Genomic DNA, 21,083 nt, shown 5'->3' with positions numbered 1-21,083 from the left:
GGGCCGGGCTCCCCCAGGGGGAGCCCGGCCCGCGGCGCGCCCGGGGGACCCGGCGAGGGCCCCCTAGAAGGTCTGCAGCGTCACCAGCGTGATCCGCAGGGCCGCCCCTGAGCCCTCCGTCTCGATCCGCACCCGCTGCCCCGGCCTCAGACGCAGCAGCCCGCCCGCCTCGAAGGCGTCGGCACCGAACTCCACCGGCGTGCCGTCGTCGAGCAGCACACTGCCGCTGCGGGTCTCGGGATCGTACGTGTACGCGGTCGCCTGCATGGACCGCAGCCTATCCGGCCGCGGGCAGCCAGCGGGCCGCCGTCCGCGGCCCCACGCCCAGCGCCACGGCCGCCGCCAGGTCCTCCCCGGTGTCCACGTCCCGGCGCACGGAATCCACCCCCGTCAGCCGGATTTCCACCGCCCCCGACGACAAATGCCGGCGCCGCGAAGCCCCTCCGAAAGCCGGTTCCAATTCCACCCCCGGCCCCGCCGAGAGGAATGTCGTACCTATTCCGGCGGCATCCGCGAGAAATGCCCGCCCGAATTGCCCCGCCGCCGCGAGCACCCGCGCCAGCTCCGCCGGACGCAGCGCCGGGAGGTCCGCGTTCAGCGCCGCCACCCGCGCCGCCGGCCGCACCGCCCGCACCGCCCGCGCCCCGTGCGCCAGCGCCGCGTTGAGCCCCGCACCCGGAAGGTCGGGCACGATCCGCGCCCCGAGGGCCGCGAGGGCCGCACCGGCGGCCGGATCGTCCGTGATCACCGCCACATCCCGCACCCCCGGGCTGGCCAGCGCCGCCGCCACCGTGTCCTCGGCGAAGGCCAGCGCGAGGCGGCCCCGCAGCGGGCCCCCCACGGCCGGGCCCAGTCTGCTCTTCGCCCGCGCCAACGGCTTCAGGGGCACCACCAGGGACCAGGTGCCGCCCCCGGTCCCGGCGGCGTATCGATCGGCGTAGGTCGTCATCGCGCCCTATTGTGTCCCGCCCGCGCGAAGCGCCCGAGTCCCGGGGCGTACGGTGTCCTCGACAGGCCAGGAGCAGCGGGCGACACTTGACCCCCTGCGAACCAGTCCGGAGAAAGGTGTCCGAGTGTCCCGCCGCAGAATCGGCTTCTGGTACCGCCTGGCGGCGGTCATCGCCAAACCCCCACTGGTGGTGCTGTTCAAGCGGGACTGGCGCGGAACGGAGCACATCCCGGCCGAGGGCGGCTTCATCACCGCGGTCAACCACAACTCGTACCTGGACCCGCTGTCCTACGCCCACTACCAGTACAACACCGGGCGCGTCCCCCGTTTCCTGGCCAAGGCGGGGCTCTTCAAGAGCGGCTTCGTGGGCACCATGCTCCGCAACACCGGCCAGATCCCCGTCTACCGCGAGACCACCGACGCCCTGGACGCCTTCCGCTCCGCCGTCGACGCCATCGAGCGCGGCGAGTGCGTCGCCTTCTACCCCGAGGGCACCCTCACCCGCGACCCCGACATGTGGCCCATGGCCGGCAAGACCGGCGCCGCCCGCGTCGCCCTGCTCACCAAGGTCCCCGTCATCCCGGTCGCCCAGTGGGGCGCCAACCTCGCGATGCCGCCCTACGCCAAGGAGAACAAGCTCCGGCTCTGGCCGCGCAAGACCCTGATCGTGCAGGCCGGTCCGCCGGTCGACCTCTCCCGCTTCCACGACGTCGAGCCGACGCCCGACGTGCTGCGCGCGGCCACCGAGGAGATCATGGCCGCCATCACCCGGCTCCTGGAGGAGATCCGCGGCGAGAAGGCCCCCGCGGAGCCCTACGACCACCGCAGGGCCCGCCTCGAACAGCGCCGCAAGGCCGCGCAGGGCGGGGCCGGGAAGAGCGCCGGCGCCGCGCAGGGCGGCAAGGCCACACCGAGCAGCAGGACCGGAGAGGGCGAGAAGTGACCAAGGCAGCCGTCTTCGGCAACGGATCCTGGGGCACCGCCTTCGCCATGGTGCTCGCCGACGCGGGCTGCGAGGTCAGCCTCTGGGGCCGCCGCGCCGCCCTCGCCGACGCCATCAACAGCACCGGCGTCAACCCCGACTACCTGCCCGGCGTCGAACTCCCCAAGGGCATCACGGCCACCGCCGACCCGGCCGAGGCCGCCCGCGACGCCGACTTCACCGTCCTCGTCGTGCCCTCCCAGACCCTGCGCGAGAACCTCGCGGCCTGGGTGCCCGACCTCGCCCCCGGCACCGTGCTCGTCTCCCTGATGAAGGGCATCGAACTCGGCACCGCCAAGCGGATGAGCGAGGTCGTCCAGGAGGTCGCCGGCGTCCCCGCCGACCGCGTCGCCGTCCTCACCGGCCCCAACCTGGCCAAGGAGATCGCCGCCCGGCAGCCCGCCGCCGCCGTCGTCGCCTGCGCCGACGAGACGGTCGCCCAGCGGCTCCAGACCGCCTGCATGACCCCGTACTTCCGCCCGTACACCAACACCGACGTCGTCGGCTGCGAACTCGGCGGAGCGGTCAAGAACGTCATCGGCCTCGCCGTCGGCATCGCCGACGGCATGGGCCTCGGCGACAACTCCAAGGCCACCCTCATCACCCGCGGCCTCGCCGAGACCACCCGCCTGGGCCTCGCCATGGGCGCCGACCCGCTCACCTTCTCCGGTCTCGCCGGCCTCGGCGACCTGGTCGCCACCTGCTCCTCGCCGCTCTCCCGGAACCACACCTTCGGCACCAACCTGGGCCGCGGGATGAGCCTGGAGGAGACCATCGCGGTCACCAAGCAGACCGCCGAGGGCGTCAAGTCCTGCGAGTCCGTGCTGGATCTGGCCCGCCGCCACGGCGTCGACATGCCCATCACCGAGACCGTCGTCTCGATCGTCCACGAGGGCAAGCCGCCGATCGTCGCCCTCAAGGAGCTGATGTCGCGCAGCGCCAAGGCGGAACGCCGGTGACCCGCCGCTGACCCGGACGCGCGCGGAACGCGCGGGGCGCTCAGCAGTTCGGACGTCGCAAGGTACCCTCATCGCGATATGAGCGAGAACACCCAGAGCCCCCGCAAGCCGCGCGTGGCCGTCGTCTTCGGCGGACGCAGCTCCGAGCACGCCATCTCCGTCGTCACCGCCGGTGCCGTCCTCAGCGCCATCGACCGGGACGCGTACGACGTGCTGCCCATCGGCATCACCACCGACGGGCGCTGGGCGCTGACCGCCGACGCGCCGGAGCGGATGGCCATCGCCGACCGCGCCCTGCCGAACGTCAGCGACCTCGCCGAGTCCGAGACCGGCGGCGTGGTCCTCTCCGTCGACCCGGCCAGCCGCGAGGTCGTCCACACCGAGCCCGGCTCCGTGCCGAAGGCCCTCGGCGAGGTCGACGTCGTCTTCCCCGTCCTGCACGGCCCCTACGGCGAGGACGGCACCCTCCAGGGCCTCCTGGAGCTCTCCGGCGTCCCCTACGTCGGCGCGGGCGTCCTCGCCTCCGCCGTCGGCCAGGACAAGGAGTACATGAAGCGGGTCTTCGTCTCCTTCGGCCTGCCCGTCGGCCCGTACACGGTGATCCGCCCCCGGGAGTGGGAGCAGAACCCCGCCGCCGCGCGCAAGAAGATTGTGGAGTTCGCCGCCGACCACGGCTGGCCGCTGTTCGTGAAGCCGGCCCGCGGCGGCTCCTCCGTGGGCATCACCAAGGTCGACGACCTCTCCGGCCTCGACGAGGCCGTCGAGGAGGCCCGCCGCCACGACCCGAAGATCATCGTCGAGGCGCTGGTGCGCGGCCGCGAGATCGAGTGCGGCGTCCTGGAGTTCGAGGACGGCCCCCGCGCCAGCGTGCCCGCCGAGATCCCGCCCGTCACCGACCACGACTTCTACGACTTCGAGGCCAAGTACATCGACTCGGCCTCCGGCATCGTGCCCGCGCCGATCGGCGACGAGGCCACCGCCGAGATCCAGCGCCTCGCCGTCGCCGCCTACGAGGCCATCTCCTGCGAGGGCCTGGTGCGCGCCGACTTCTTCCTCACCGAGGACGGCGAGTTCGTCATCAACGAGGTCAACACGATGCCCGGCTTCACGCCCATCTCCATGTACCCGCGCATGTGGCAGGAGAGCGGCGTCAGCTACCCCGAGCTCGTCGACCGGCTCATCCAGGCCGCGCTGCGCCGCTCCACGGGCCTGCGCTAGGAGCGGTCCGACGGACCGGAGGGCGGCCCGGGGACCCTCCCTAGCCGCACTCCGGTTCCAGGGCGCAGGGCACGGCCCGCCGCACGGGGGCGGCGAGGTCCGTGAGCGGGCCGATGTCGTGCGCGTACCGCTCGTCGAGGGTCACCTCGACGTACGCCTTGCGGTACGTCGTGGTGAAGCGGGGTCCGTCGCCCTCGCGCTGCTCCAGGAGCCAGCGCACGCCGTCGGCGACGATGCCCAGCGACTGGGGATCGCTCATCTTTTCGGGCCGCGGGACCCCGCAGCGCAGTACGATCGCGGCATCCCCCCACGCGGCGGTCAGCTCGGACTCCGGCTCGGTGCCGGTCCGCTCCAGACCCGCCACGGCGCCGGGCAGCTCCTTCGCGAGGGCGCGGCAGAAGGCGGCCTCGGCCGCCGGAGGGCGGGGGACCGGGACCGACGCCTTCGCGTCCGGAGAGGAACAGCCCGCGACGGCCAGCAGCAGCACGGCCGAGGCGGCGGAAGCGGGCAGGCCGAAAGGCCGGTGGGAAGACATCACCGGCCAAGGGTAGACGGGGGCTAGATATGCACGACCGGGCAGGTGAGGGTGCGCGTGATGCCTTCCACTTGCTGGACCTTGGCGACCACCATGCGGCCCAGCGCGTCCACGGTGTCGGCCTCGGCACGCACGATCACGTCGTACGGACCCGTCACGTCCTCCGCCTGGATCACCCCCGGGATCTTGGCGATGGTCTCGGCGACGGTCGACGCCTTGCCCACCTCGGTCTGAATAAGGATGTACGCCTGTACCACGGAACCTCCAGGGCGGCCACGAGGATCTTGTGGGAGAAAGAGACGCCACGGTACCGCGTCGCCGCGGGCCGCGGGGAGACCTCCGTGATCGGAGGCGCCCGGGGTGTGGCGTACACAGATGAGAAGTTGACGGTCTACTTGACGGTATCCGGCACGGTGACGGCCCGCGACCCGCACGGCGAGGAGCAGCGGAGCGGCGCGGCGGCCGGCACGACGACACGAGGTGAATCGCGGTGAAGGGCACAGTCGGAGAGCTGGGCGAGTTCGGGCTCATCAGGGAGCTCACCTCCCGGCTCACCTCCACCCCCGCGGTGCGGATCGGCCCCGGCGACGACGCCGCGGTGGTCTCCGCCCCCGACCGGCGGGTGGTGGCCAGCACGGACATCCTGCTCGAAGGACGCCACTTCCGCCGGGACTGGTCGACGGCCTACGACGTCGGCCGCAAGGCCGCGGCCCAGAACCTCGCCGACATCGCCGCCATGGGCGCCGTCCCCACCGCCCTCCTGCTCGGCCTCGTCGTCCCCGCCGAACTGCCCGTCACCTGGCCCACCGAACTCATGGACGGGCTGCGCGACGAGTGCCAGGTCGCGGGCGCCGCCGTGGTCGGCGGCGACGTCGTCCGCGGCGACACCATCACGGTCGCCATCACCGCCCTCGGCGACCTGCGCAACCACGACCCGGTCACCCGCGGCGGGGCCCAGCCCGGCGACGTCGTCGCCTACACCGGCTGGCTCGGCTGGTCCGCCGCCGGCTACGCGGTGCTCTCCCGCGGCTTCCGCTCCCCGCGCGCCTTCGTCGAGGCCCACCGCCGCCCCGAGCCGCCCTACCACGCGGGCCCCGCCGCCGCCGGACTCGGCGCCACCGCCATGTGCGACGTCAGCGACGGCCTCATCGCCGACCTCGGGCACATCGCCGAGGCCAGCAAGGTCCGCATCGACCTGCGTTCGGGACTCATCGACATCCCGACCCAGATGAACGACATCGGCCAGGCCGTCGGCGTCGACCCGCTCCAGTGGGTGCTCACCGGGGGAGAGGACCACGCGATCGTCGCCACCTTCCCGCCGGACGTGAAGCTGCCCGCCCGCTGGAAGGTCATCGGCGAGGTCCTCAACCCCTCCGCGCTGCCCCAGGTCACCGTCGACGGCGCCCCCTGGCACAGCAAGGGCGGCTGGGACCACTTCGGGGTGACCGAGTGAGCTCGGCCCCGCGCCCGCCCCTGGTGCTCACCGTCGCCGGATCCGACTCCGGCGGCGGCGCCGGCATCCAGGCCGACCTCAAGACCATGCTCGCCCTCGGCGTCCACGGCATGAGCGTGCTCACCGCCGTCACCGCCCAGAACTCACTGGGCGTCCACGGTGCCTGGGAACTGCCCGAGGAGGCGGTACGGGCCCAGTACCGGGCGGTCGTCGACGACATAGGCGTCCAGGCCGTCAAGACCGGCATGCTCTCCTCCGCCGCGCTGGTGGAGACGGTGGCGGAGCTGCTGGCCGGCACGGACGCCCCGGCCGTCGTCGACCCCGTCGGCGTCTCCAAGCACGGCGACCCGCTGCTCGCCGCCTCCGCGCTCGACTCCGTCCGCACCACGCTGCTGCCCGTCGCGACCGTCGCCACCCCCAACCTGGACGAGGTGACGCAGCTCACGGGCCTGGTGGTGGAGGACGAGACCGGAATGCGGCGCGCGGCCGACGCGATCCTGGCGTACGGGCCGCGCTGGGCGCTGATCAAGGGCGGCCACCTGCCCGGTGACGCCGCCGAGGTCGTGGACCTGCTCACCGACGGCAGCGAGGAGCACTGGCTGTACGCCCCCCGCTACGACAACCGCCACACCCACGGCACGGGCTGCACGCTCGCCTCGGCGGTCGCCTCGCACCTGGCGAAGGGCCTGACGGTGCCGGAGGCCGTACGGGAGGCGAAGGCGTACGTGACCGGGGCCCTCGCGGCGGGCTTCGCACTCGGCGGCGGCATCGGCCCCGTCGACCACGGCTGGGCCTTCCGGGGCTGACTGGGGACCGGCCCGTCCCCGGGCAAGGCAAAAGGCCGGTTCACCGAAGTGAACCGGCCTCTCAAGGCAACCGCAGGGCTGCGCTACGACAAAACGTCGCGGTTAGCGCGAGACCTTGCCGGCCTTGATGCACGAGGTGCAGACGTTGAGCCGCTTCGGCGTCCGACCGACCACGGCACGCACGCGCTGGATGTTCGGGTTCCAGCGACGAGACGTACGGCGGTGCGAGTGCGAAATGTTGTTGCCGAAGCCCGGCCCCTTGCCGCAGACGTCGCAGTTGGCAGCCACGGGTCACTCCAAAGACTTCAGATTTACAGTGAAATCCGGCGCACCGGATCGGATCAGGGATCTGAAGTGGTTTGCCGGGGGAATGGCCCGACAGGTGCCGGGCAACCGAAGCAGCATACAACGACTGCTTCCGTGGAACGAAACTACCACGGTCCGCACGGCCCCCGCCCCGGGCCCCGGACCGATGCGGGTCTACCCTGCGGTGAGCCCACCGCAGAGCACAGGAGGACCACCCGTTGCCGCGAGCACCGCAGACCCTCGACGCCGAGGCGGTCCGATCCTGGTGCCGGGGGGCGCTGGAGGCGCTCGGCAGGGAGCGCGAGGAGATCGACGCGATCAACGTCTATCCCGTCGCGGACGGCGACACCGGCACCAACCTCTACCTGACGGTGGAGTCGGCGGCCCGGGCCGTGGACGCGACCTTCACGGACGCGACCGACGGCCCTCCCGGCGTCGCCGAGGCCATACGGGCCATGGCCCGGGGCGCCCTCCTCGGCGCCTGCGGCAACTCCGGCACCATCCTCTCCCAGCTGCTGCGGGGCATGGCCGGCGTCCTCGCCTCGGGCGGTGACGGGGATCACCTCGCCCGGGCCTTCGCGAGCGCCGCCGAAGCGGCCCGCAGGGCCGTCGCCCACCCCGTCGAGGGCACCCTCCTCACCGTCGCCGACGCCGCCGCCCGCGCCTGCGACGGGGGCCGCGACCTCCTGACGGTGGCCTCGGCGGCCTACCAGGGGGCGTGCGAGGCCCTCGACGCCACCCCCGGACAACTGGCCGCGCTCCGCCGCGCCGGGGTCGTGGACGCCGGCGGACGCGGTCTGGTGGCCGTGCTCGGAGCGCTCGTGGAAGCCCTGTCCGGTGAGACGCCCGCCCGCCCCGCGGCACGGGAACGCTCCCGGCCCGCCCCGAACGGCGACCTCGCCGGCCCCCTCGACATCGCCGGCGCCCTCGACTGCGACGGCGCCCTCGACTGCGACGGCGCCGACGCACCCGCCGCCGGCCCCGCCTACGAGGTGATCTACCTCCTGGAGGCCGAGGACGCCGCCGTCGACCGGCTCCGGACCCGCCTCGACGAACTGGGGGACTCCCTGGTCGTCGTCGGCGGCGACGGGCTGTGGAACGTGCACGTCCACGTCGACGACGCCGGCGCGGCCGTCGAGGCGGGCGTCGAGGCGGGACGCCCGTACCGCATCCGCATCACCCACTTCGACCTGCCCGAGCCCGCCGGACGCGCCGTCGTCGCCGTCCTGCCCGGCGAGGGCCTCGCCGGGCTGTGCGCCGAGGCCGGCGCCACCACGCTGCTCGCCCGCCCCGGCGAACCCCCCACCGGCACCGAACTCGCCGAGGCCATCCGCCGCGCCCACGCCCACGAGGTCGTGCTGCTGCCCAACGACACCGAGCTGCGCGGGGTCGCCGCCGCGGCCGCCGAACAGGTCAGGGCCGAGGGCATCCGCGTCGCCCTCATCCCCACCCGCGCCGCCGTCCAGGGCATCGCCGCCCTCGCCGTCCACGAACCGGCCCGCCGCTTCGACGAGGACGTCGTCGCCATGACCGCCGCGGCCGGCGCCACCCGCTACGCCGAACTGGCCGTCGCCGAACGCCAGTCCTTCACCTCCGCGGGCGTCTGCCAGGCCGGCGACGTCCTCGGCCTCATCGAGGGCGACGTCGCCGTCATCGGCCGGGACCTCACCGCCACCGCCGTCACGGTCCTCGACCGCATGCTCTCCGCCGGCGGCGAACTCGTCACGCTCATCGTCTCCTCCGACACCCCCGCCGCCCTCGCCCCCACCCTCGAACAGCACGTCCGCGCCGCGCACTTGGCGGTCGACACCACCGTCTACCACGCGGGCGAGGGAGCCCCGCCGCTGCTGATCGGGGTCGAGTAGCCACGACGGGCGTCCCCGCCTCCTCGGCGCATGTCCGAGCCATGGTGTGCAATGGATCGCGTGCCTTCGCTCGACGAACCCCTCAAGAAGCTGCTCGGCGCCGCCACCGCCAAGGTGATGGCCGAGCACATGGACCTGCACACCGTCGGTGACCTGCTCCACCACTACCCCCGGCGGTACGCGGAGCGCGGCGAGCTCACCGCGCTCGCCGACCTGCCGCTCGACGAGCACGTCACCGTCGTCGCCCAGGTCGCCGACGCGCGCCTGCACACCTTCAACAAGGGCGGCCGCGGCAAGGGACAGCGCCTGGAGGTGACCGTCACCGACGGCAGCGGCCGGATGCAGCTCGTGTTCTTCGGCCGCACCGTCCACTTCCACCAGAAGGAACTGCTCCCCGGCCGCCGCGCCATGTTCGCCGGCAAGGTCGGCGTCTTCAACCGCAGGCTCCAGCTCGCCCACCCCGAGTACAAGCTCCTCGACGCCGACACCAGCACCGACACCGTCAGGGCCTTCGCGAGCGAACTGCTCCCGATCTACCCGGCCTGCAAGCAGATCGAGTCCTGGACCATCGAGCAGTCCGTGGCCATCGCCCTCGACTCCATGGCGGCCACCGGCTGGGAAGGGCTCGTCGACCCGCTGCCGCCCGCCCTGCGCGAGGGCCGCGGCCTCACCGACCTGCCCGACGCCCTCACCAGGATCCACCGGCCCCGCACCAAGGCCGACATCGCCGACGCCCGCGACCGCCTCAAGTGGGACGAGGCGTTCGTCCTCCAGGTCGCCCTCGCCCGCCGCCGGCACGCCGACACCCAGCTGCCCGCCGTCGCGCGCCGCCCCGCCCCGGACGGGCTGCTCACCGCCTTCGACGCCAAGCTCCCCTTCACCCTCACCGAGGGCCAGCGGAAGGTCTCCCAGGAGATCTTCGACGACCTCGCCACCGACCACCCCATGCACCGCCTCCTCCAGGGCGAGGTCGGCTCCGGCAAGACGCTGGTCGCCCTGCGCGCCATGCTCGCCGTCGTCGACGCCGGCGGACAGGCCGCGATGCTCGCGCCCACCGAGGTCCTCGCCCAGCAGCACCACCGCTCGGTCACCGAGATGATGGGCGAGCTCGCCGAAGGGGGCATGCTCGGCGGCGCCGAGCACGCCACCAAGGTCGTGCTGCTCACCGGCTCCATGGGCACCGCCGCCCGCCGCCAGGCGCTGCTCGACCTGGTCACGGGCGAGGCCGGCATGGTCATCGGCACCCACGCGCTGATCGAGGACAAGGTGCAGTTCCACGACCTCGGCCTGGTCGTCGTCGACGAGCAGCACCGCTTCGGCGTGGAGCAGCGCGACGCCCTGCGCGGCAAGGGCAGACAGCCCCCGCACCTGCTCGTCATGACGGCCACCCCCATTCCCCGTACGGTCGCCATGACCGTCTTCGGCGACCTGGAGACCTCCGTCCTCGACCAGCTGCCCGCCGGCCGCTCGCCCATCGCCAGCCACGTCGTCCCCGCCGCCGACAAGCCGCACTTCCTCGCCCGCGCCTGGGAGCGGGTCCGCGAGGAGGTCGAGGCCGGGCACCAGGCGTACGTCGTCTGCCCCCGCATCGGCGACGAGGAGGACCAGAAGCCCAAGCGGAAGGCGGGCCCCGAGGACGACGCCGAGAAGCGGCCGCCGCTCGCCGTCCTCGACGTCGCCGAGCAGCTGCGCGCCGGACCGCTCGCCGGGCTCCGCGTCGAGGTGCTGCACGGCCGTATGCACCCCGACGACAAGGACGAGGTCATGCGCCGCTTCGCCGCCGGCGAGGCCGACGTCCTCGTCGCCACCACCGTCATCGAGGTCGGCGTCAACGTCCCCAACGCCACCGCCATGGTGATCATGGACGCGGACCGCTTCGGCGTCTCCCAGCTCCACCAGCTCCGCGGCCGCGTCGGCCGCGGCTCCGCCCCCGGCCTGTGTCTGCTCGTCACCGAGATGCCCGAGGCGAGCCCCGCCCGGCAGCGCCTCGGCGCCGTCGCCGCCACCCTCGACGGCTTCGAGCTCTCCCGCATCGACCTCGAACAGCGCCGCGAGGGCGACGTCCTCGGCCAGGCCCAGTCGGGCGTGCGTTCCTCGCTGCGGATGCTCACCGTCATCGAGGACGAGGAGGTCATCACCGCCGCCCGCGAGGAGGCCACCGCCCTCGTCCTGGCCGACCCCGACCTCACCGCCCACCCCGAGCTGCGCACCGCCCTCGACGCGCTCCTGGACAAGGACCGGGAGGAGTACCTGGAGAAGGGCTGACCCCGTCGCGCCGGGCACCGCCCTAAGCTGTTGCCCAGGCAGACGCCCACGAGGACGAGGAATCCACATGACCCGCGTGATCGCCGGCACCGCCGGCGGACGCCGACTCGCCGTACCGCCGGGCAACGGCACCCGCCCCACCTCCGACCGGGCGCGGGAGGGCCTCTTCTCCACCTGGGAGTCCTTCCACGGCCTGGCCGGCGCGCGCGTCGCCGACCTCTACGCGGGCTCCGGGGCCGTCGGCCTGGAGGCGCTGTCCCGCGGCGCCTCCCACGCCCTGCTCGTCGAGGCCGATCCGCGCGCCGCGCGCACGGTCCGGGAGAACATCCGGTCCCTCGGCCTGCCGGGCGCCGAGCTGCGCACCGGCAAGGCCGAGCAGATCGTCACCGGGCCGGCCCCGGCCGAGCCCTACGACCTGGTCTTCCTCGACCCGCCGTACGCCGTCTCCGACGACGCTCTGCGCGAGATCCTCCTCACACTGCGCTCGGGGGGCTGGATCGGCGAGGATGCCCTCGTCACCGTGGAGCGCAGCACCCGGGGCGGAGAGTTCCGCTGGCCGGACGGCTTCGCACCACTGCGGTCCCGTCGCTACGGCGAGGGAACGTTTTGGTACGGTCGCGCCGCCTCTACGTGCGAAGACGCACGATGACCGGACCGGAGAGCGAGGGACCCAAGTTGCGCCGCGCCGTCTGTCCGGGGTCATTCGACCCCATCACCAATGGACACCTCGACATCATCGCCCGCGCCTCCAAGCTGTACGACGTCGTGCACGTCGCGGTGATGATCAACCAGTCGAAGCAGGGCCTGTTCTCCGTCGACGAGCGGATCGAGCTCATCCGCGAGGTCACCGCCGACTTCGGCAACGTCGAGGTGGAGTCCTTCCACGGCCTGCTCGTCGACTTCTGCAAGCAGCGCGACATCCCGGCCATCGTCAAGGGCCTGCGGGCGGTCAGCGACTTCGACTACGAGCTCCAGATGGCCCAGATGAACAACGGGCTCTCGGGCGTCGAGACCCTGTTCGTGCCCACCAACCCGACCTACAGCTTCCTGTCCTCCTCCCTGGTCAAGGAGGTCGCGGCCTGGGGCGGCGACGTGTCCCACCTGGTGCCGCCGGCGGTGCTCGCCCGGCTCACCGAACGCCTGCGCGAGCGGTGACCCGGGGCCACCTCCCCTGACGCTCCGTCACCAGCTCCCGGGCAGGGCCCGACTGGCCTTACAGTCGTCCCGTCCGTCTCCAACCAGCTGTAGAGAGTGGCGAGCACCGGTGGACGTGCAGAAGAAGCTCGACGAGATCGTCGCGACGGTCAGAAACGCCCGCTCCATGCCCATGTCGGCGTCCTGCGTGGTCAACCGGGCCGAGCTGCTCGCCCTGCTCGAAGAGGTCCGCGAGGCCCTGCCGGGCTCGCTCGCCCAGGCCCAGGAGCTGCTCGGCGGGCGCGAGCAGATGGTCGAGCAGGCCCGCCGGGAGGCCGAGCGGATCATCGAGGCCGCCCATGCCGAGCGCGGCTCGCTGATCTCCGACACCCAGGTCGCCCGCCAGTCCCAGGACGAGGCCGAGCGCATCCTGGCCGAGGCCCGCCGGGAGGCGGAGGAGATCCGCGCCGAGGCCGACGACTACGTCGACTCCAAGCTGGCGAACTTCGAGGTGGTCCTCGGCAAGACCATCGCCTCCGTCGACCGGGGCCGCGAGAAGCTCCTCGGCCGTGGCCCGGGCCTGGACGCCGACGGGTTCGCCGACGAGGACGCACCCGAGTACAGCTCCGACCCGCAGACCCTGATCCAGCGCGCCGACGCCTACGTGGACACCAAGCTGGGCGCCTTCGAGGCCGTGCTGAGCAAGACCCTGGAAGCGGTCGGCCGCGGCCGCCAGAAGCTGCACGGCCGGATCGCCAGCGACGCCCTCGGGGAGCACATGGCCGCCCAGGACGCGGCCGGGCCCGGGACGCAGCACACCAGCGACGCCGACTACCTGGCCGGCCTCGCGGAGCTGGCCGACCCCGAGCCCGTACAGATCCCCGCGCAGCAGCAGGCCGCCCCGCCGCCGCAGCACGACCCGTACGCCTACCAGCAGCCCGTCCAGGACCCGTACGCCTACCAGCAGCCGGTCCAGGACCCCTACGCCTACCAGCAGCCGCAGCAGGCCGACCCCTACGCGTACCCGTACGGCTACGAGCAGCAGCAGCAGCCGCAGCAGCAGCCCCACCCGCCCCAGCACCAGCCGCAGGCCCAGCAGGCCGGCTCGCTCGACGAGACCAGCTTCTTCGACACGAGCATGATCGACCTGGACCAGCTGCGCCGGTACGAACAGGGCCACTAGCCCGGATTGGGCTGTGAGCGAAGCGTCCAGTATCCTGGCTGTTCGGTCGCGCTATGCCCGCGATCCATGCTGCCCGCTTCGACTGGCGACGCGTACGGCAGCCCCCACGTCGTGAACGATCCGAAAGCAGGAAGAGCCCTGAGCACGCGCCTCGACCATCGCAACCCCCTCGTGTTCGACACGCACGAGCTGGGACGGCGTCCTGGTGCCATGCAGCGGCTCTCCCGCACGGTCGACGCCCCGGTCGACCTGGGGATCGCCGACGTCATCGCGGTGCCCGAGGGCGCCCCGGTGGAGATCGAGCTCCGTCTCGAGTCGGTCATGGAAGGGGTGCTTGTCACAGGCACCGCCCGTGCATCGGCCGAGGGGGAGTGCGTAAGGTGTCTGGAGCCCGTCGAGCTCGATGTCGACGCGGATTTCCAGGAGATGTTCTCGTACCCCGACTCCGACGACCGGGGCCGCTCGAAGGCGGCCGCGGACGACGAAGCCGAGGACGGCGAGGACATGATCCCCCTCGAGGACGGCATGTTCGACCTCGAACCCGTGCTGCGTGATGCGGTGGTGCTCGCACTGCCGATGCAGCCGGTGTGCCGGGAGGACTGTGCGGGCCTGTGCTCCGAGTGCGGAGCCAGCCTGAACGACGACCCGGACCACCACCATGACGCCGTCGACGCACGTTGGGCGGCACTGCAGGGACTCGCCGGTTCGCTGGGAACCGACGAGAAGGACAACATGAGCGATGCCGCATCCGGTGTCGACGAGAAGCAGGAGAAGTAGCCGTGGCTGTTCCGAAGCGGAAGATGTCGCGCAGCAACACGCGCCACCGCCGGTCGCAGTGGAAGGCTGCGGTCCCCACCCTGGTTTCGTGTGAGCGTTGCCAGGAGCCGAAGCAGCAGCACATCGCGTGCCCGAGCTGCGGCACCTACAACAAGCGCCAGGTCCTCTCGGTCTGAGGGGCTGGTGAGAGGCACGATGTCTGACCACGTCAGTTCAGCCTCGTCCCACACGCTTCTGGAAGGGCGGCTCGGGTATCAGCTCGAGTCCGCCCTTCTGGTGCGTGCGCTCACCCACCGTTCCTACGCGTACGAGAACGGCGGTCTGCCCACCAACGAGCGTCTGGAGTTCCTCGGGGACTCCGTGCTCGGCCTGGTGGTCACGGACACGCTGTACCGCACCCACCCCGACCTGCCCGAGGGCCAGCTGGCCAAACTGCGGGCCGCGGTGGTCAACTCGCGTGCGCTGGCGGAGGTGGGCCGCGGCCTCGACCTCGGCTCCTTCATCCGGCTCGGCCGGGGCGAGGAAGGCACGGGCGGCCGGGACAAGGCGTCCATCCTCGCCGACACCCTTGAAGCGGTGATCGGCGCGGTCTATCTCGACCAGGGCCTCGACGCGGCGTCCGAGCTGGTGCACCGGCTCTTCGACCCGCTGATCGAGAAGTCCTCGAACCTCGGTGCGGGCCTGGACTGGAAGACCAGTCTCCAGGAGCTGACCGCGGCCGAGGGTCTGGGTGTTCCGGAGTACCTCGTCAGCGAGGAGGGTCCGGACCACGAGAAGACCTTCACTGCTGCCGCCCGCGTCGGTGGTGTCTCGTACGGCACCGGCACCGGCCGCAGCAAGAAGGAAGCGGAGCAGCAGGCGGCGGAATCCGCGTGGCGCGCGATTCGCGCGGCCGCGGACGAGCGCGTGGCGGCGGCGAAGGCCGTCGTCGAGAACGCGGTCGACACCGCCGTCGCGGGCGACGGGGAAGAGGCCGCCGACCCCTCTTCCACCAGGGACCAGGCCACGGCCTGACCCCTTCGCTTCCCGGTGCCCCCGCCCTCGCCAGGGACGGGGGCACCGTCATGCCGGGGCCCGGCCCGGCGGTTGTAGGCTGCGAGGAACAGCCGCCGAACGCCATCCGGAGGAGTCCCGTGCCCGAGCTGCCCGAGGTCGAGGTCGTACGACGCGGTCTTGAGCGATGGGTCGCGGGGCGGACCGTCGCCGACGTGGAGGTCCTGCACCCGCGGGCCGTGCGCCGCCACGCGGAGGGCGCGGCCGACTTCGCCGCCCGGCTGAAGGGCCACCGGTTCGGGGTGGCGCGGCGGCGCGGCAAGTACCTGTGGCTGCCGCTGGCGGACGCCGGCGCCTCCGTGCTCGGGCACCTCGGCATGAGCGGTCAGCTCCTGGTGCAGCCCGAGGACGCCGCCGACGAGAAGCACCTGCGGATCCGGATCCGCTTCGCCGACCTCGCCGGCACCGAGCTGCGCTTCGTCGACCAGCGGACCTTCGGCGGGCTGTCCCTGCACGACACCGCCCCGGAGAGCACCGACGGGCTCCCGGACGTCATCGCGCACATCGCCCGCGATCCGCTCGACCCCGCCTTCGACGACGCCGCCTTCCAGACCGCGCTGCGGCTGCGGCGCACGACGATCAAGCGGGCGCTGCTCGACCAGTCGCTGATCAGCGGCGTGGGCAACATCTACGCCGACGAGGCGCTGTGGCGGGCGCGGCTGCACTACGACCGGCCGACCGCCACGCTGACCCGGCCGCGCTCGGCCGAGCTGCTCGGGCACGTACGGGACGTGATGAACGCGGCGCTCGCGGCCGGCGGCACCAGCTTCGACTCGCTGTACGTGAACGTGAACGGCGAGTCCGGCTACTTCGACCGGTCGCTCGACGCCTACGGGCGGGAGGGCGAGCCCTGCCGCCGCTGCGGCACGCCGATGCGCCGGCGCCCCTGGATGAACCGCTCCAGCTACTACTGCCCGCGCTGCCAGCGTCCTCCGCGCGCGCCGGCGGGAGCGGTCCTGGCCGCCTGAGCGGTCCCGGCCCGCCCTGCGGACGCGTTACGGGGCCACGGACGCGTTACGGGGCCACGGGCGCGGCGCGCTCCGCGTCGTACGCCTCGCGGGCGGCGAGGACCTCGTCCATGCGGCCCTCCACCAGGTGGATCAGGCCGAGCAGCCGCTCGGCTACCTCCGCGCCCAGCGGCGTGAGCCGGTAGTCGACGCGCGGGGGATTGGTGGGCTGGGCCTCGCGGTGCACGAGGCCGTCGCGCTCCAGGGCGTGCAGCGTCTGGGACAGCATCTTCTCGCTGACGCCGTCGACCCGGCGCCGCAGCTCGTTGAAGCGGAACGAGCCTTCGTGGAGCGCGCCCAGGGTCAGGCTGCCCCATCGGCCGGTCACGTGCTCCAGCGTGCCGCGCGAGGGACAGCCCTTCGCGAACACGTCGTAGACGAGGTCGTCGGTCATGTCTCCACCATACTCCCGCACAGCGCTATCTGAAGGTGGGCGCTAACCCTGGGGTTGCACTTTCGAAAAGTTAGTGCTCTACTTCTGGGCGTTCCCCTGCCGTTCCAGCGCACCACCGAGGAGTCCCTCCATGACCACGCCCGTCGTCTCCATCGCGTACCACTCCGGCTACGGCCACACCGCCGTCCTCGCCGAGGCCGTCCGGGACGGTGCCGCCGACGCAGGGGCCACCGTCCACCTGATCAAGGTCGACGAGATCACCGAGGCCCAGTGGGAGCTCCTCGACGCCTCCGACGCGATCGTCTTCGGCTCGCCGACCTACATGGGCACCGCCTCCGGTGCCTTCCACCAGTTCGCCGAGGCCACCTCGAAGCGCTGGTTCGCCGACGCCTGGCTGGACAAGCTGGCCGCCGGCTTCACCAACTCCGGCTCGAAGAGCGGCGACAAGCTGCACACCCTGCAGTTCTTCCAGACCCTCGCCGGCCAGCACGGCATGACCTGGGTCAACCTCGGCCTGAAGCCGGGCTGGAACACCAGCGAGGCGTCCGAGAACGACCTGAACCGCCTCGGCTTCTTCTCCGGCGCCGGCGCCCAGAGCCCGGCCGACCTCGGCCCCGAGGCCGTCCACAAGGCCGACATCGTCACCGCCGAGCACCTCGGCCGCCGCGTCGCCGAGACCGCCCGCACGTTCGCGCGCGGGAAGGCCGCCGTCTGACCCTCCGCTACGCGAAAGGGCCCGTCACCGGTGCGGTGACGGGCCCTTTCGCGTACGAGGAGATTCAGAAACCGAAGAAGTGCTGGGCCGGCCTGCGACTGCGTCATGGATCAACGCTACGACCTGCGATCTAGCCGTTGGCCTTGATCAACGTTGGTCGTTAGTGGTCTTCATTGCAGCCCAGAGACGGCTTCTGGAAATCCCGTGCGCTTGCACTGCGCCATTCGGCATAGTCCTTTCCGTGTCCCGCGACCGTGGTGAAGAGAAGTGGGCGGCAGCTTGCCTGCGCCAGGCACTGCCAGGCGTGCAGGTGGAGCCTTATGACGACGGCAGCCGACCAGGTATGCACGACTTCAACCTGACCCGCGCTGGGCACAAGTTTGCTGCTCTGGAGGTCACGTCGGCGTCCGACGCCGAATCGATAACCCTCTGGAAGATCATGCACCGCGAGGGGCTCTGGGTTCACGACAGACTGGTCGGCGGCTGGATGGTAGGACTGCTGCCGTCAGCGAGGGTCAAGCGGGTTCGCGCCGAATTGCCACGCTTGCTGGCCAAGCTAGAAGATCTAGGTGTTACACACCTGAATGAGTTCGGTGGAGCCCCAGAGGAGTTCTTCGAGTCGGCGGAACGTCTCGGGGTGGTGTCGGCACATCAGTCAGCAACAGACTTCCCTGGCAGCATCTACTGCACTATTGCTCTGCCGCCCGAGCAAGCAGGCGGATGGGTGGCGGACACCGGAGACGCGCTTGCGACCTGGATCAGCGCATGGGTATGTGAGCCGTCTCAGGCTGACAACCTCGGCAAGCTAAGTCGTTCCCAGGCGGAGGAGAGGCATCTGTTTGTGCTCCTTCCGGTCTTCACCACTGCTCCCTTCGAGGCTTTCGAGCCTCTGGTGAGGCATGACGGCCCACTGCCTACCGTAACCCCTGAGCTGCCAGACGAGATCACACATCTATGGGTGATGAGCCAGTGGGCCTCGGGTGACGGTTTTGCCTGGGCTCCGGATTCCGGGTGGCGCCGCTTCCAGAAGCTAGTGTGACGTCGACGGAGCGGCTTTGGGCGGGAGCTGCCATGGGGCGCGTGATCATGACCCAGTAAGCTGATGGCGCGTCGGGCAGTCTGTGGAGGGCAAAGAGCGACGGTCGCCCTTGAGCACCCCTTCGCCGTGATTTATGTCCTGGTCAAGATCGCCCTGTCGGGCAGCCACCACGCCAAGAGTGATCCGCGCCTCCGCCATGTGCAGAGGTCGATCGCTCTGAGCCGTCGAAGTCTGTAACGGCCCGGATGACGTCGTGGGCAAGGTTCTAGCCGTGTATCAGTGGTGCCGTAAGCGCACCAGTCCGCACAACTTTCGCGTAGGTCGCCACCTCCGCTAAGACCCCGAAGGCGTTCGCGCCTGGGTCTGCTAGGGCGCTTATGGAAGCTGTCTTCGGTACTCAAGGGTTACGGATGACAGCCCAGAGGCGGCCCAACAGGGGGCTGATAGTGCCCTGACCAGTGCTTGTCTCAGAAACCGAAGTCCTGGGTCCACCACGGGCCGCCCTCGGCGAAGTGCACACCCACGCCCAGGGTCGTGTAGTCGCAGTTCAGGATGTTGGCGCGGTGGCCGTCGCTCGCCATCCAGGACTTCATCACCGCCGCCGCGTCGACCTGCCCGCGGGCGATGTTCTCGGCGCCCAGGTTGGTGATGCCGGCCTTCGCGGCCCGGCTCCACGGGGTGGCGCCGTCCGGGTCGATGTGGTGGAAGAAGTTCCGGGCGGCCATGTCCGCGCTGAAGGCGCCGGCCAGGGCCGCGAGGCCGGAGTCGGAGCGCACCGGGCCGCAGCCCACCTGCGCGCGCTCGACGTTCACAAGCCGCACGACCTCCGCCTCGGCGGCCGCCGCCTTGCTGCTCAGGGAGCGGGTGGCGGCGGAGGGGGAGGAGACGGGGGTCCTGGTGGCCGGAGCCCCGGTCCGACGGGTCGTCCGCGGCGGCTCGGCCGCCGGCGTCCTGGTGGTCCTGGTCACCTCGGGGACCGGCTTCGCGGCGGGCGCGGAGGAGGGCTGCGCCTTCGTCGCGGCGGGCTCGGTCGCGGCGGGCTTCGGCGCCGAGGGCTTCGCCGACGGGGTGGTCGGCGCGGAGGGGGCCTGGGCGCTGCCCGTACCCCTGCCCGCCGGGGTGCCGCTGCCCGTACGGGCCGGGGACGTCGAGGAGCCGCCCTGCGTGGTCAGGCTCGGCGCCTGCTGCGCCTCGGTGCGCTGCTCACCGGTGGCGCTGCCGCCGGTCGTGAACGTGTCGCCGCCGGGCAGCAGGCCCGCCGCCACGCCGATCGCGCCGACCGCGACCGCCGCGGAGACACCGAGCAGTCCGGTGCGCACGGGTGCGCCGCGTCGTGCGCCGCGATGACGTCCCATCTCCTCGGCCTCCCTGACGATCTTTGCTGTCTTTGCTGGTGTGGATGCTGTCGAGCGGGGCGCGGCCAAACGGGTGAGCCCCATTCCGTCGGGACTGTACGCCATGACATGCCGGGCCGACGTGCTCCTTCCGCGATTCGCCCGTTAGCGTGCAGCCATGAACGACGACGTACGAATGACCGCCTGGGTGCGCGGCCGGGTACAGGGAGTGGGCTTCCGCTGGTTCACCAGGGCAAACGCACTGGAGATCGGGGGGCTCGTCGGCTTCGCCCTGAACCTCGACGACGGCCGGGTGCAGGTGGTGGCCGAGGGGCCGCGTGAGAATTGCCACCGTCTGCTCGACTGGCTCTGCTCCGACGACACGCCCGGCCGGGTGGACGGAGTCACTGAGATCTGGGACACCCCCCGCGGCGTCTACGACACCTTCGCCATCCGCTGACGATCTTCGCGCGCCCGCTCCGCCCGGTGGCCGGAACCGGCCTCGGGCGGACGTTCGACGAACAGTTCGCGAAGCGGAAAAAGCCTGGTGATTGCCAAGAAGCACTTGCCGTGCCAGGCTCCGCGAGGAAGGATGATCTCCAAGCCCCTCGGGCACCGAGTTGCGAGGCGCCGCCGCCCTGCGTACGGCCGCGGACCCCCCGGTGAGCCCGCGATGCCGGGCGTGATCGTGTTGACCGTCAAACTTTTTGGTGAGACTCTGGAAGCCCCGCGCACCTTAGCTGTTCGAGCGTGAGAACGGGCACGACAAAGAGCACGGTCGGACACCGCGGGTGCGAATCCCTCACGACCCAACCGCATCGGTCGGTCACTCATTGTGGAGGACCATCCATCATGGCAAAGGCGCTTCTCGGTTACGTCGGCGGCTCCGACCCGCGACTCCTCGCCGAGATGCGACGGCTTCAGCAGCGCGTCCAGGACCTCGAGTCCGAGCTTGTTCGGATCCAGTCCGAGAACGACGCCCTGACCGCCGCCGCTCAGCAGGGAGACTCGCTGCTGGACAGCATCGATCTCGACGTCACCAAGGCGGAGCCTGCGCTCACCTGAGGTATCAGCCCCGAGGGGCCAGGTGAGAAACACTCTCGCCAGCA

General features: G+C 71.7%; 24 protein-coding genes and 1 pseudogene. 18 read left to right on the top strand and 7 right to left on the bottom strand.

The features are described 5' to 3' along the window. Window positions 1-63 precede the first annotated feature (63 nt). Both ABD954_RS09260 and cofC read right to left on the bottom strand, forming a co-directional pair. Entirely contained in the window at window positions 64-267 is a 204-nt protein-coding gene (locus ABD954_RS09260) for a hypothetical protein (protein ID WP_345485399.1), read from the bottom strand. A gap of 10 nt (window positions 268-277) precedes the next feature. Further along, window positions 278-949, bottom strand: a complete 672-nt coding sequence (gene cofC / locus ABD954_RS09255; protein WP_345485398.1) for a 2-phospho-L-lactate guanylyltransferase — start codon at window positions 947-949, stop codon at window positions 278-280. Window positions 950-1,073: 124 nt separating this feature from the next. Between cofC and ABD954_RS09250 the strand changes: the two genes are divergently transcribed. The 3 genes from ABD954_RS09250 to ABD954_RS09240 all read left to right on the top strand — a co-directional run bounded on the left by ABD954_RS09250 (window position 1,074) and on the right by ABD954_RS09240 (window position 4,108). Further along, window positions 1,074-1,892: a lysophospholipid acyltransferase family protein gene (locus ABD954_RS09250; protein WP_345485397.1), complete on the top strand. Its 819-nt coding sequence runs from the start codon at window positions 1,074-1,076 to the stop codon at window positions 1,890-1,892. Then, a complete protein-coding gene (locus ABD954_RS09245; protein WP_345485396.1) occupies window positions 1,889-2,890 on the top strand; it encodes an NAD(P)H-dependent glycerol-3-phosphate dehydrogenase in 1,002 nt (333 codons plus the stop codon). Before ABD954_RS09250 ends, ABD954_RS09245 begins: the two co-directional genes overlap by 4 nt. Before the next feature lie 78 nt (window positions 2,891-2,968). Next, window positions 2,969-4,108: a D-alanine--D-alanine ligase family protein gene (locus ABD954_RS09240; RefSeq protein WP_345485395.1), complete on the top strand. Its 1,140-nt coding sequence runs from the start codon at window positions 2,969-2,971 to the stop codon at window positions 4,106-4,108. Between the two features lie 40 nt (window positions 4,109-4,148). On the opposite strand, the gene ABD954_RS09235 is transcribed toward ABD954_RS09240, so the two are convergent. Together ABD954_RS09235 and ABD954_RS09230 are read right to left on the bottom strand one after the other, a co-directional pair. Beyond that, on the bottom strand, window positions 4,149-4,643 hold the full coding sequence (locus ABD954_RS09235) for a DUF3515 domain-containing protein (protein ID WP_345492051.1): 495 nt from the start codon (window positions 4,641-4,643) through the stop codon (window positions 4,149-4,151). 23 nt (window positions 4,644-4,666) lie between these two features. After that, window positions 4,667-4,900 carry an Lrp/AsnC family transcriptional regulator gene (locus tag ABD954_RS09230; protein WP_046905450.1) on the bottom strand — a complete coding sequence of 78 codons (234 nt, stop codon included), beginning with the start codon at window positions 4,898-4,900 and terminating at the stop codon, window positions 4,667-4,669. A gap of 233 nt (window positions 4,901-5,133) precedes the next feature. On the opposite strand from ABD954_RS09230, the gene ABD954_RS09225 reads away from it, so the two are divergent. Next, window positions 5,134-6,096: a thiamine-phosphate kinase gene (locus ABD954_RS09225; protein WP_345485394.1), complete on the top strand. Its 963-nt coding sequence runs from the start codon at window positions 5,134-5,136 to the stop codon at window positions 6,094-6,096. Then, complete coding sequence (gene thiD, locus ABD954_RS09220) at window positions 6,093-6,902, top strand: bifunctional hydroxymethylpyrimidine kinase/phosphomethylpyrimidine kinase (protein ID WP_345485392.1); 810 nt, start codon at window positions 6,093-6,095, stop codon at window positions 6,900-6,902. The genes ABD954_RS09225 and thiD overlap by 4 nt, the downstream gene beginning before the upstream one ends. A 102-nt stretch (window positions 6,903-7,004) precedes the next feature. Here thiD and rpmB read toward each other — a convergent pair whose 3' ends face one another. Next, complete coding sequence (gene rpmB / locus ABD954_RS09215) at window positions 7,005-7,190, bottom strand: 50S ribosomal protein L28 (protein WP_003957616.1); 186 nt, start codon at window positions 7,188-7,190, stop codon at window positions 7,005-7,007. Window positions 7,191-7,426: 236 nt separating this feature from the next. On the opposite strand from rpmB, the gene ABD954_RS09210 reads away from it, so the two are divergent. The 9 genes and pseudogenes from ABD954_RS09210 (at window position 7,427) to mutM (ending at window position 16,453) form a co-directional block, all read left to right on the top strand. Further along, complete coding sequence (locus ABD954_RS09210; RefSeq protein WP_345485391.1) at window positions 7,427-9,073, top strand: DAK2 domain-containing protein; 1,647 nt, start codon at window positions 7,427-7,429, stop codon at window positions 9,071-9,073. Window positions 9,074-9,124: 51 nt separating this feature from the next. Further along, window positions 9,125-11,338 (top strand): ATP-dependent DNA helicase RecG, encoded by a 2,214-nt coding sequence (gene recG, locus ABD954_RS09205; protein WP_345485390.1) that lies wholly within the window; start codon window positions 9,125-9,127, stop codon window positions 11,336-11,338. Window positions 11,339-11,393: 55 nt separating this feature from the next. After that, a pseudogene (gene rsmD / locus ABD954_RS09200) lies at window positions 11,394-11,987 on the top strand (16S rRNA (guanine(966)-N(2))-methyltransferase RsmD); the annotation flags it as partial. Between the two features lie 26 nt (window positions 11,988-12,013). Further along, window positions 12,014-12,493: a pantetheine-phosphate adenylyltransferase gene (gene coaD / locus ABD954_RS09195; protein ID WP_345492049.1), complete on the top strand. Its 480-nt coding sequence runs from the start codon at window positions 12,014-12,016 to the stop codon at window positions 12,491-12,493. A gap of 109 nt (window positions 12,494-12,602) precedes the next feature. Next, a complete protein-coding gene (locus ABD954_RS09190) occupies window positions 12,603-13,655 on the top strand; it encodes a F0F1 ATP synthase subunit B (RefSeq protein WP_345485389.1) in 1,053 nt (350 codons plus the stop codon). A 66-nt stretch (window positions 13,656-13,721) separates the two neighbouring features. Next, window positions 13,722-14,432 carry a YceD family protein gene (locus tag ABD954_RS09185; RefSeq protein ID WP_345485387.1) on the top strand — a complete coding sequence of 237 codons (711 nt, stop codon included), beginning with the start codon at window positions 13,722-13,724 and terminating at the stop codon, window positions 14,430-14,432. 2 nt (window positions 14,433-14,434) lie between these two features. Beyond that, the gene (gene rpmF / locus ABD954_RS09180; protein WP_030496967.1) at window positions 14,435-14,608 is read left to right on the top strand and encodes a 50S ribosomal protein L32; all 174 of its coding nucleotides are present in this window, start codon (window positions 14,435-14,437) and stop codon (window positions 14,606-14,608) included. A 19-nt stretch (window positions 14,609-14,627) separates the two neighbouring features. After that, window positions 14,628-15,446, top strand: a complete 819-nt coding sequence (gene rnc, locus ABD954_RS09175) for a ribonuclease III (RefSeq protein WP_345485386.1) — start codon at window positions 14,628-14,630, stop codon at window positions 15,444-15,446. Between the two features lie 119 nt (window positions 15,447-15,565). After that, entirely contained in the window at window positions 15,566-16,453 is an 888-nt protein-coding gene (mutM, locus tag ABD954_RS09170; RefSeq protein WP_345485385.1) for a bifunctional DNA-formamidopyrimidine glycosylase/DNA-(apurinic or apyrimidinic site) lyase, read from the top strand. Between the two features lie 46 nt (window positions 16,454-16,499). Here mutM and ABD954_RS09165 read toward each other — a convergent pair whose 3' ends face one another. Next, the gene (locus ABD954_RS09165) at window positions 16,500-16,886 is read right to left on the bottom strand and encodes a winged helix-turn-helix transcriptional regulator (protein WP_345485384.1); all 387 of its coding nucleotides are present in this window, start codon (window positions 16,884-16,886) and stop codon (window positions 16,500-16,502) included. Between the two features lie 130 nt (window positions 16,887-17,016). Here ABD954_RS09165 and ABD954_RS09160 point away from each other — a divergent pair, with 130 nt between their 5' ends. Both ABD954_RS09160 and ABD954_RS09155 read left to right on the top strand, forming a co-directional pair. Next, window positions 17,017-17,601, top strand: coding sequence for a flavodoxin family protein (locus ABD954_RS09160; RefSeq protein WP_345485382.1), 585 nt, complete (start codon window positions 17,017-17,019; stop codon window positions 17,599-17,601). 241 nt (window positions 17,602-17,842) lie between these two features. After that, window positions 17,843-18,640 (top strand): hypothetical protein, encoded by a 798-nt coding sequence (locus ABD954_RS09155; RefSeq protein WP_345485381.1) that lies wholly within the window; start codon window positions 17,843-17,845, stop codon window positions 18,638-18,640. 467 nt (window positions 18,641-19,107) lie between these two features. Here the strand turns inward: ABD954_RS09155 and ABD954_RS09145 are convergent, their stop codons facing one another. After that, complete coding sequence (locus tag ABD954_RS09145) at window positions 19,108-19,995, bottom strand: CAP domain-containing protein (protein WP_345485380.1); 888 nt, start codon at window positions 19,993-19,995, stop codon at window positions 19,108-19,110. A 157-nt stretch (window positions 19,996-20,152) separates the two neighbouring features. On the opposite strand from ABD954_RS09145, the gene ABD954_RS09140 reads away from it, so the two are divergent. Beyond that, window positions 20,153-20,434, top strand: coding sequence for an acylphosphatase (locus ABD954_RS09140; protein WP_345485379.1), 282 nt, complete (start codon window positions 20,153-20,155; stop codon window positions 20,432-20,434). A 392-nt stretch (window positions 20,435-20,826) separates the two neighbouring features. Next, window positions 20,827-21,039 (top strand): hypothetical protein, encoded by a 213-nt coding sequence (locus ABD954_RS09135; protein ID WP_345485378.1) that lies wholly within the window; start codon window positions 20,827-20,829, stop codon window positions 21,037-21,039. Window positions 21,040-21,083: the final 44 nt, after the last annotated feature.

The organism is Streptomyces roseoviridis (assembly GCF_039535235.1).
GTDB classification, from domain to species: Bacteria; Actinomycetota; Actinomycetes; order Streptomycetales; family Streptomycetaceae; genus Streptomyces; species Streptomyces roseoviridis.
This window is presented reverse-complemented; position numbering and strand designations above follow the sequence as displayed.

Bases quoted from the DNA above. Each gene is read 5' to 3' on its own strand.
- recG (WP_345485390.1), top strand. From the start codon at position 9,125: ATGGATCGCGTGCCTTCGCTCGACGAACCCCTCAAGAAGCTGCTCGGC.
- ABD954_RS09235 (WP_345492051.1), bottom strand. From the start codon at position 4,643: ATGTCTTCCCACCGGCCTTTCGGCCTGCCCGCTTCCGCCGCCTCGGCC.
- ABD954_RS09185 (WP_345485387.1), top strand. From the start codon at position 13,722: ATGCTGCCCGCTTCGACTGGCGACGCGTACGGCAGCCCCCACGTCGTG.
- ABD954_RS09135 (WP_345485378.1), top strand. From the start codon at position 20,827: ATGGCAAAGGCGCTTCTCGGTTACGTCGGCGGCTCCGACCCGCGACTC.
- ABD954_RS09160 (WP_345485382.1), top strand. From the start codon at position 17,017: ATGACCACGCCCGTCGTCTCCATCGCGTACCACTCCGGCTACGGCCAC.
- ABD954_RS09260 (WP_345485399.1), bottom strand. From the start codon at position 267: ATGCAGGCGACCGCGTACACGTACGATCCCGAGACCCGCAGCGGCAGT.
- ABD954_RS09240 (WP_345485395.1), top strand. From the start codon at position 2,969: ATGAGCGAGAACACCCAGAGCCCCCGCAAGCCGCGCGTGGCCGTCGTC.
- rnc (WP_345485386.1), top strand. From the start codon at position 14,628: ATGTCTGACCACGTCAGTTCAGCCTCGTCCCACACGCTTCTGGAAGGG.
- ABD954_RS09145 (WP_345485380.1), bottom strand. From the start codon at position 19,995: ATGGGACGTCATCGCGGCGCACGACGCGGCGCACCCGTGCGCACCGGA.
- cofC (WP_345485398.1), bottom strand. From the start codon at position 949: ATGACGACCTACGCCGATCGATACGCCGCCGGGACCGGGGGCGGCACC.
- ABD954_RS09140 (WP_345485379.1), top strand. From the start codon at position 20,153: ATGAACGACGACGTACGAATGACCGCCTGGGTGCGCGGCCGGGTACAG.
- ABD954_RS09165 (WP_345485384.1), bottom strand. From the start codon at position 16,886: ATGACCGACGACCTCGTCTACGACGTGTTCGCGAAGGGCTGTCCCTCG.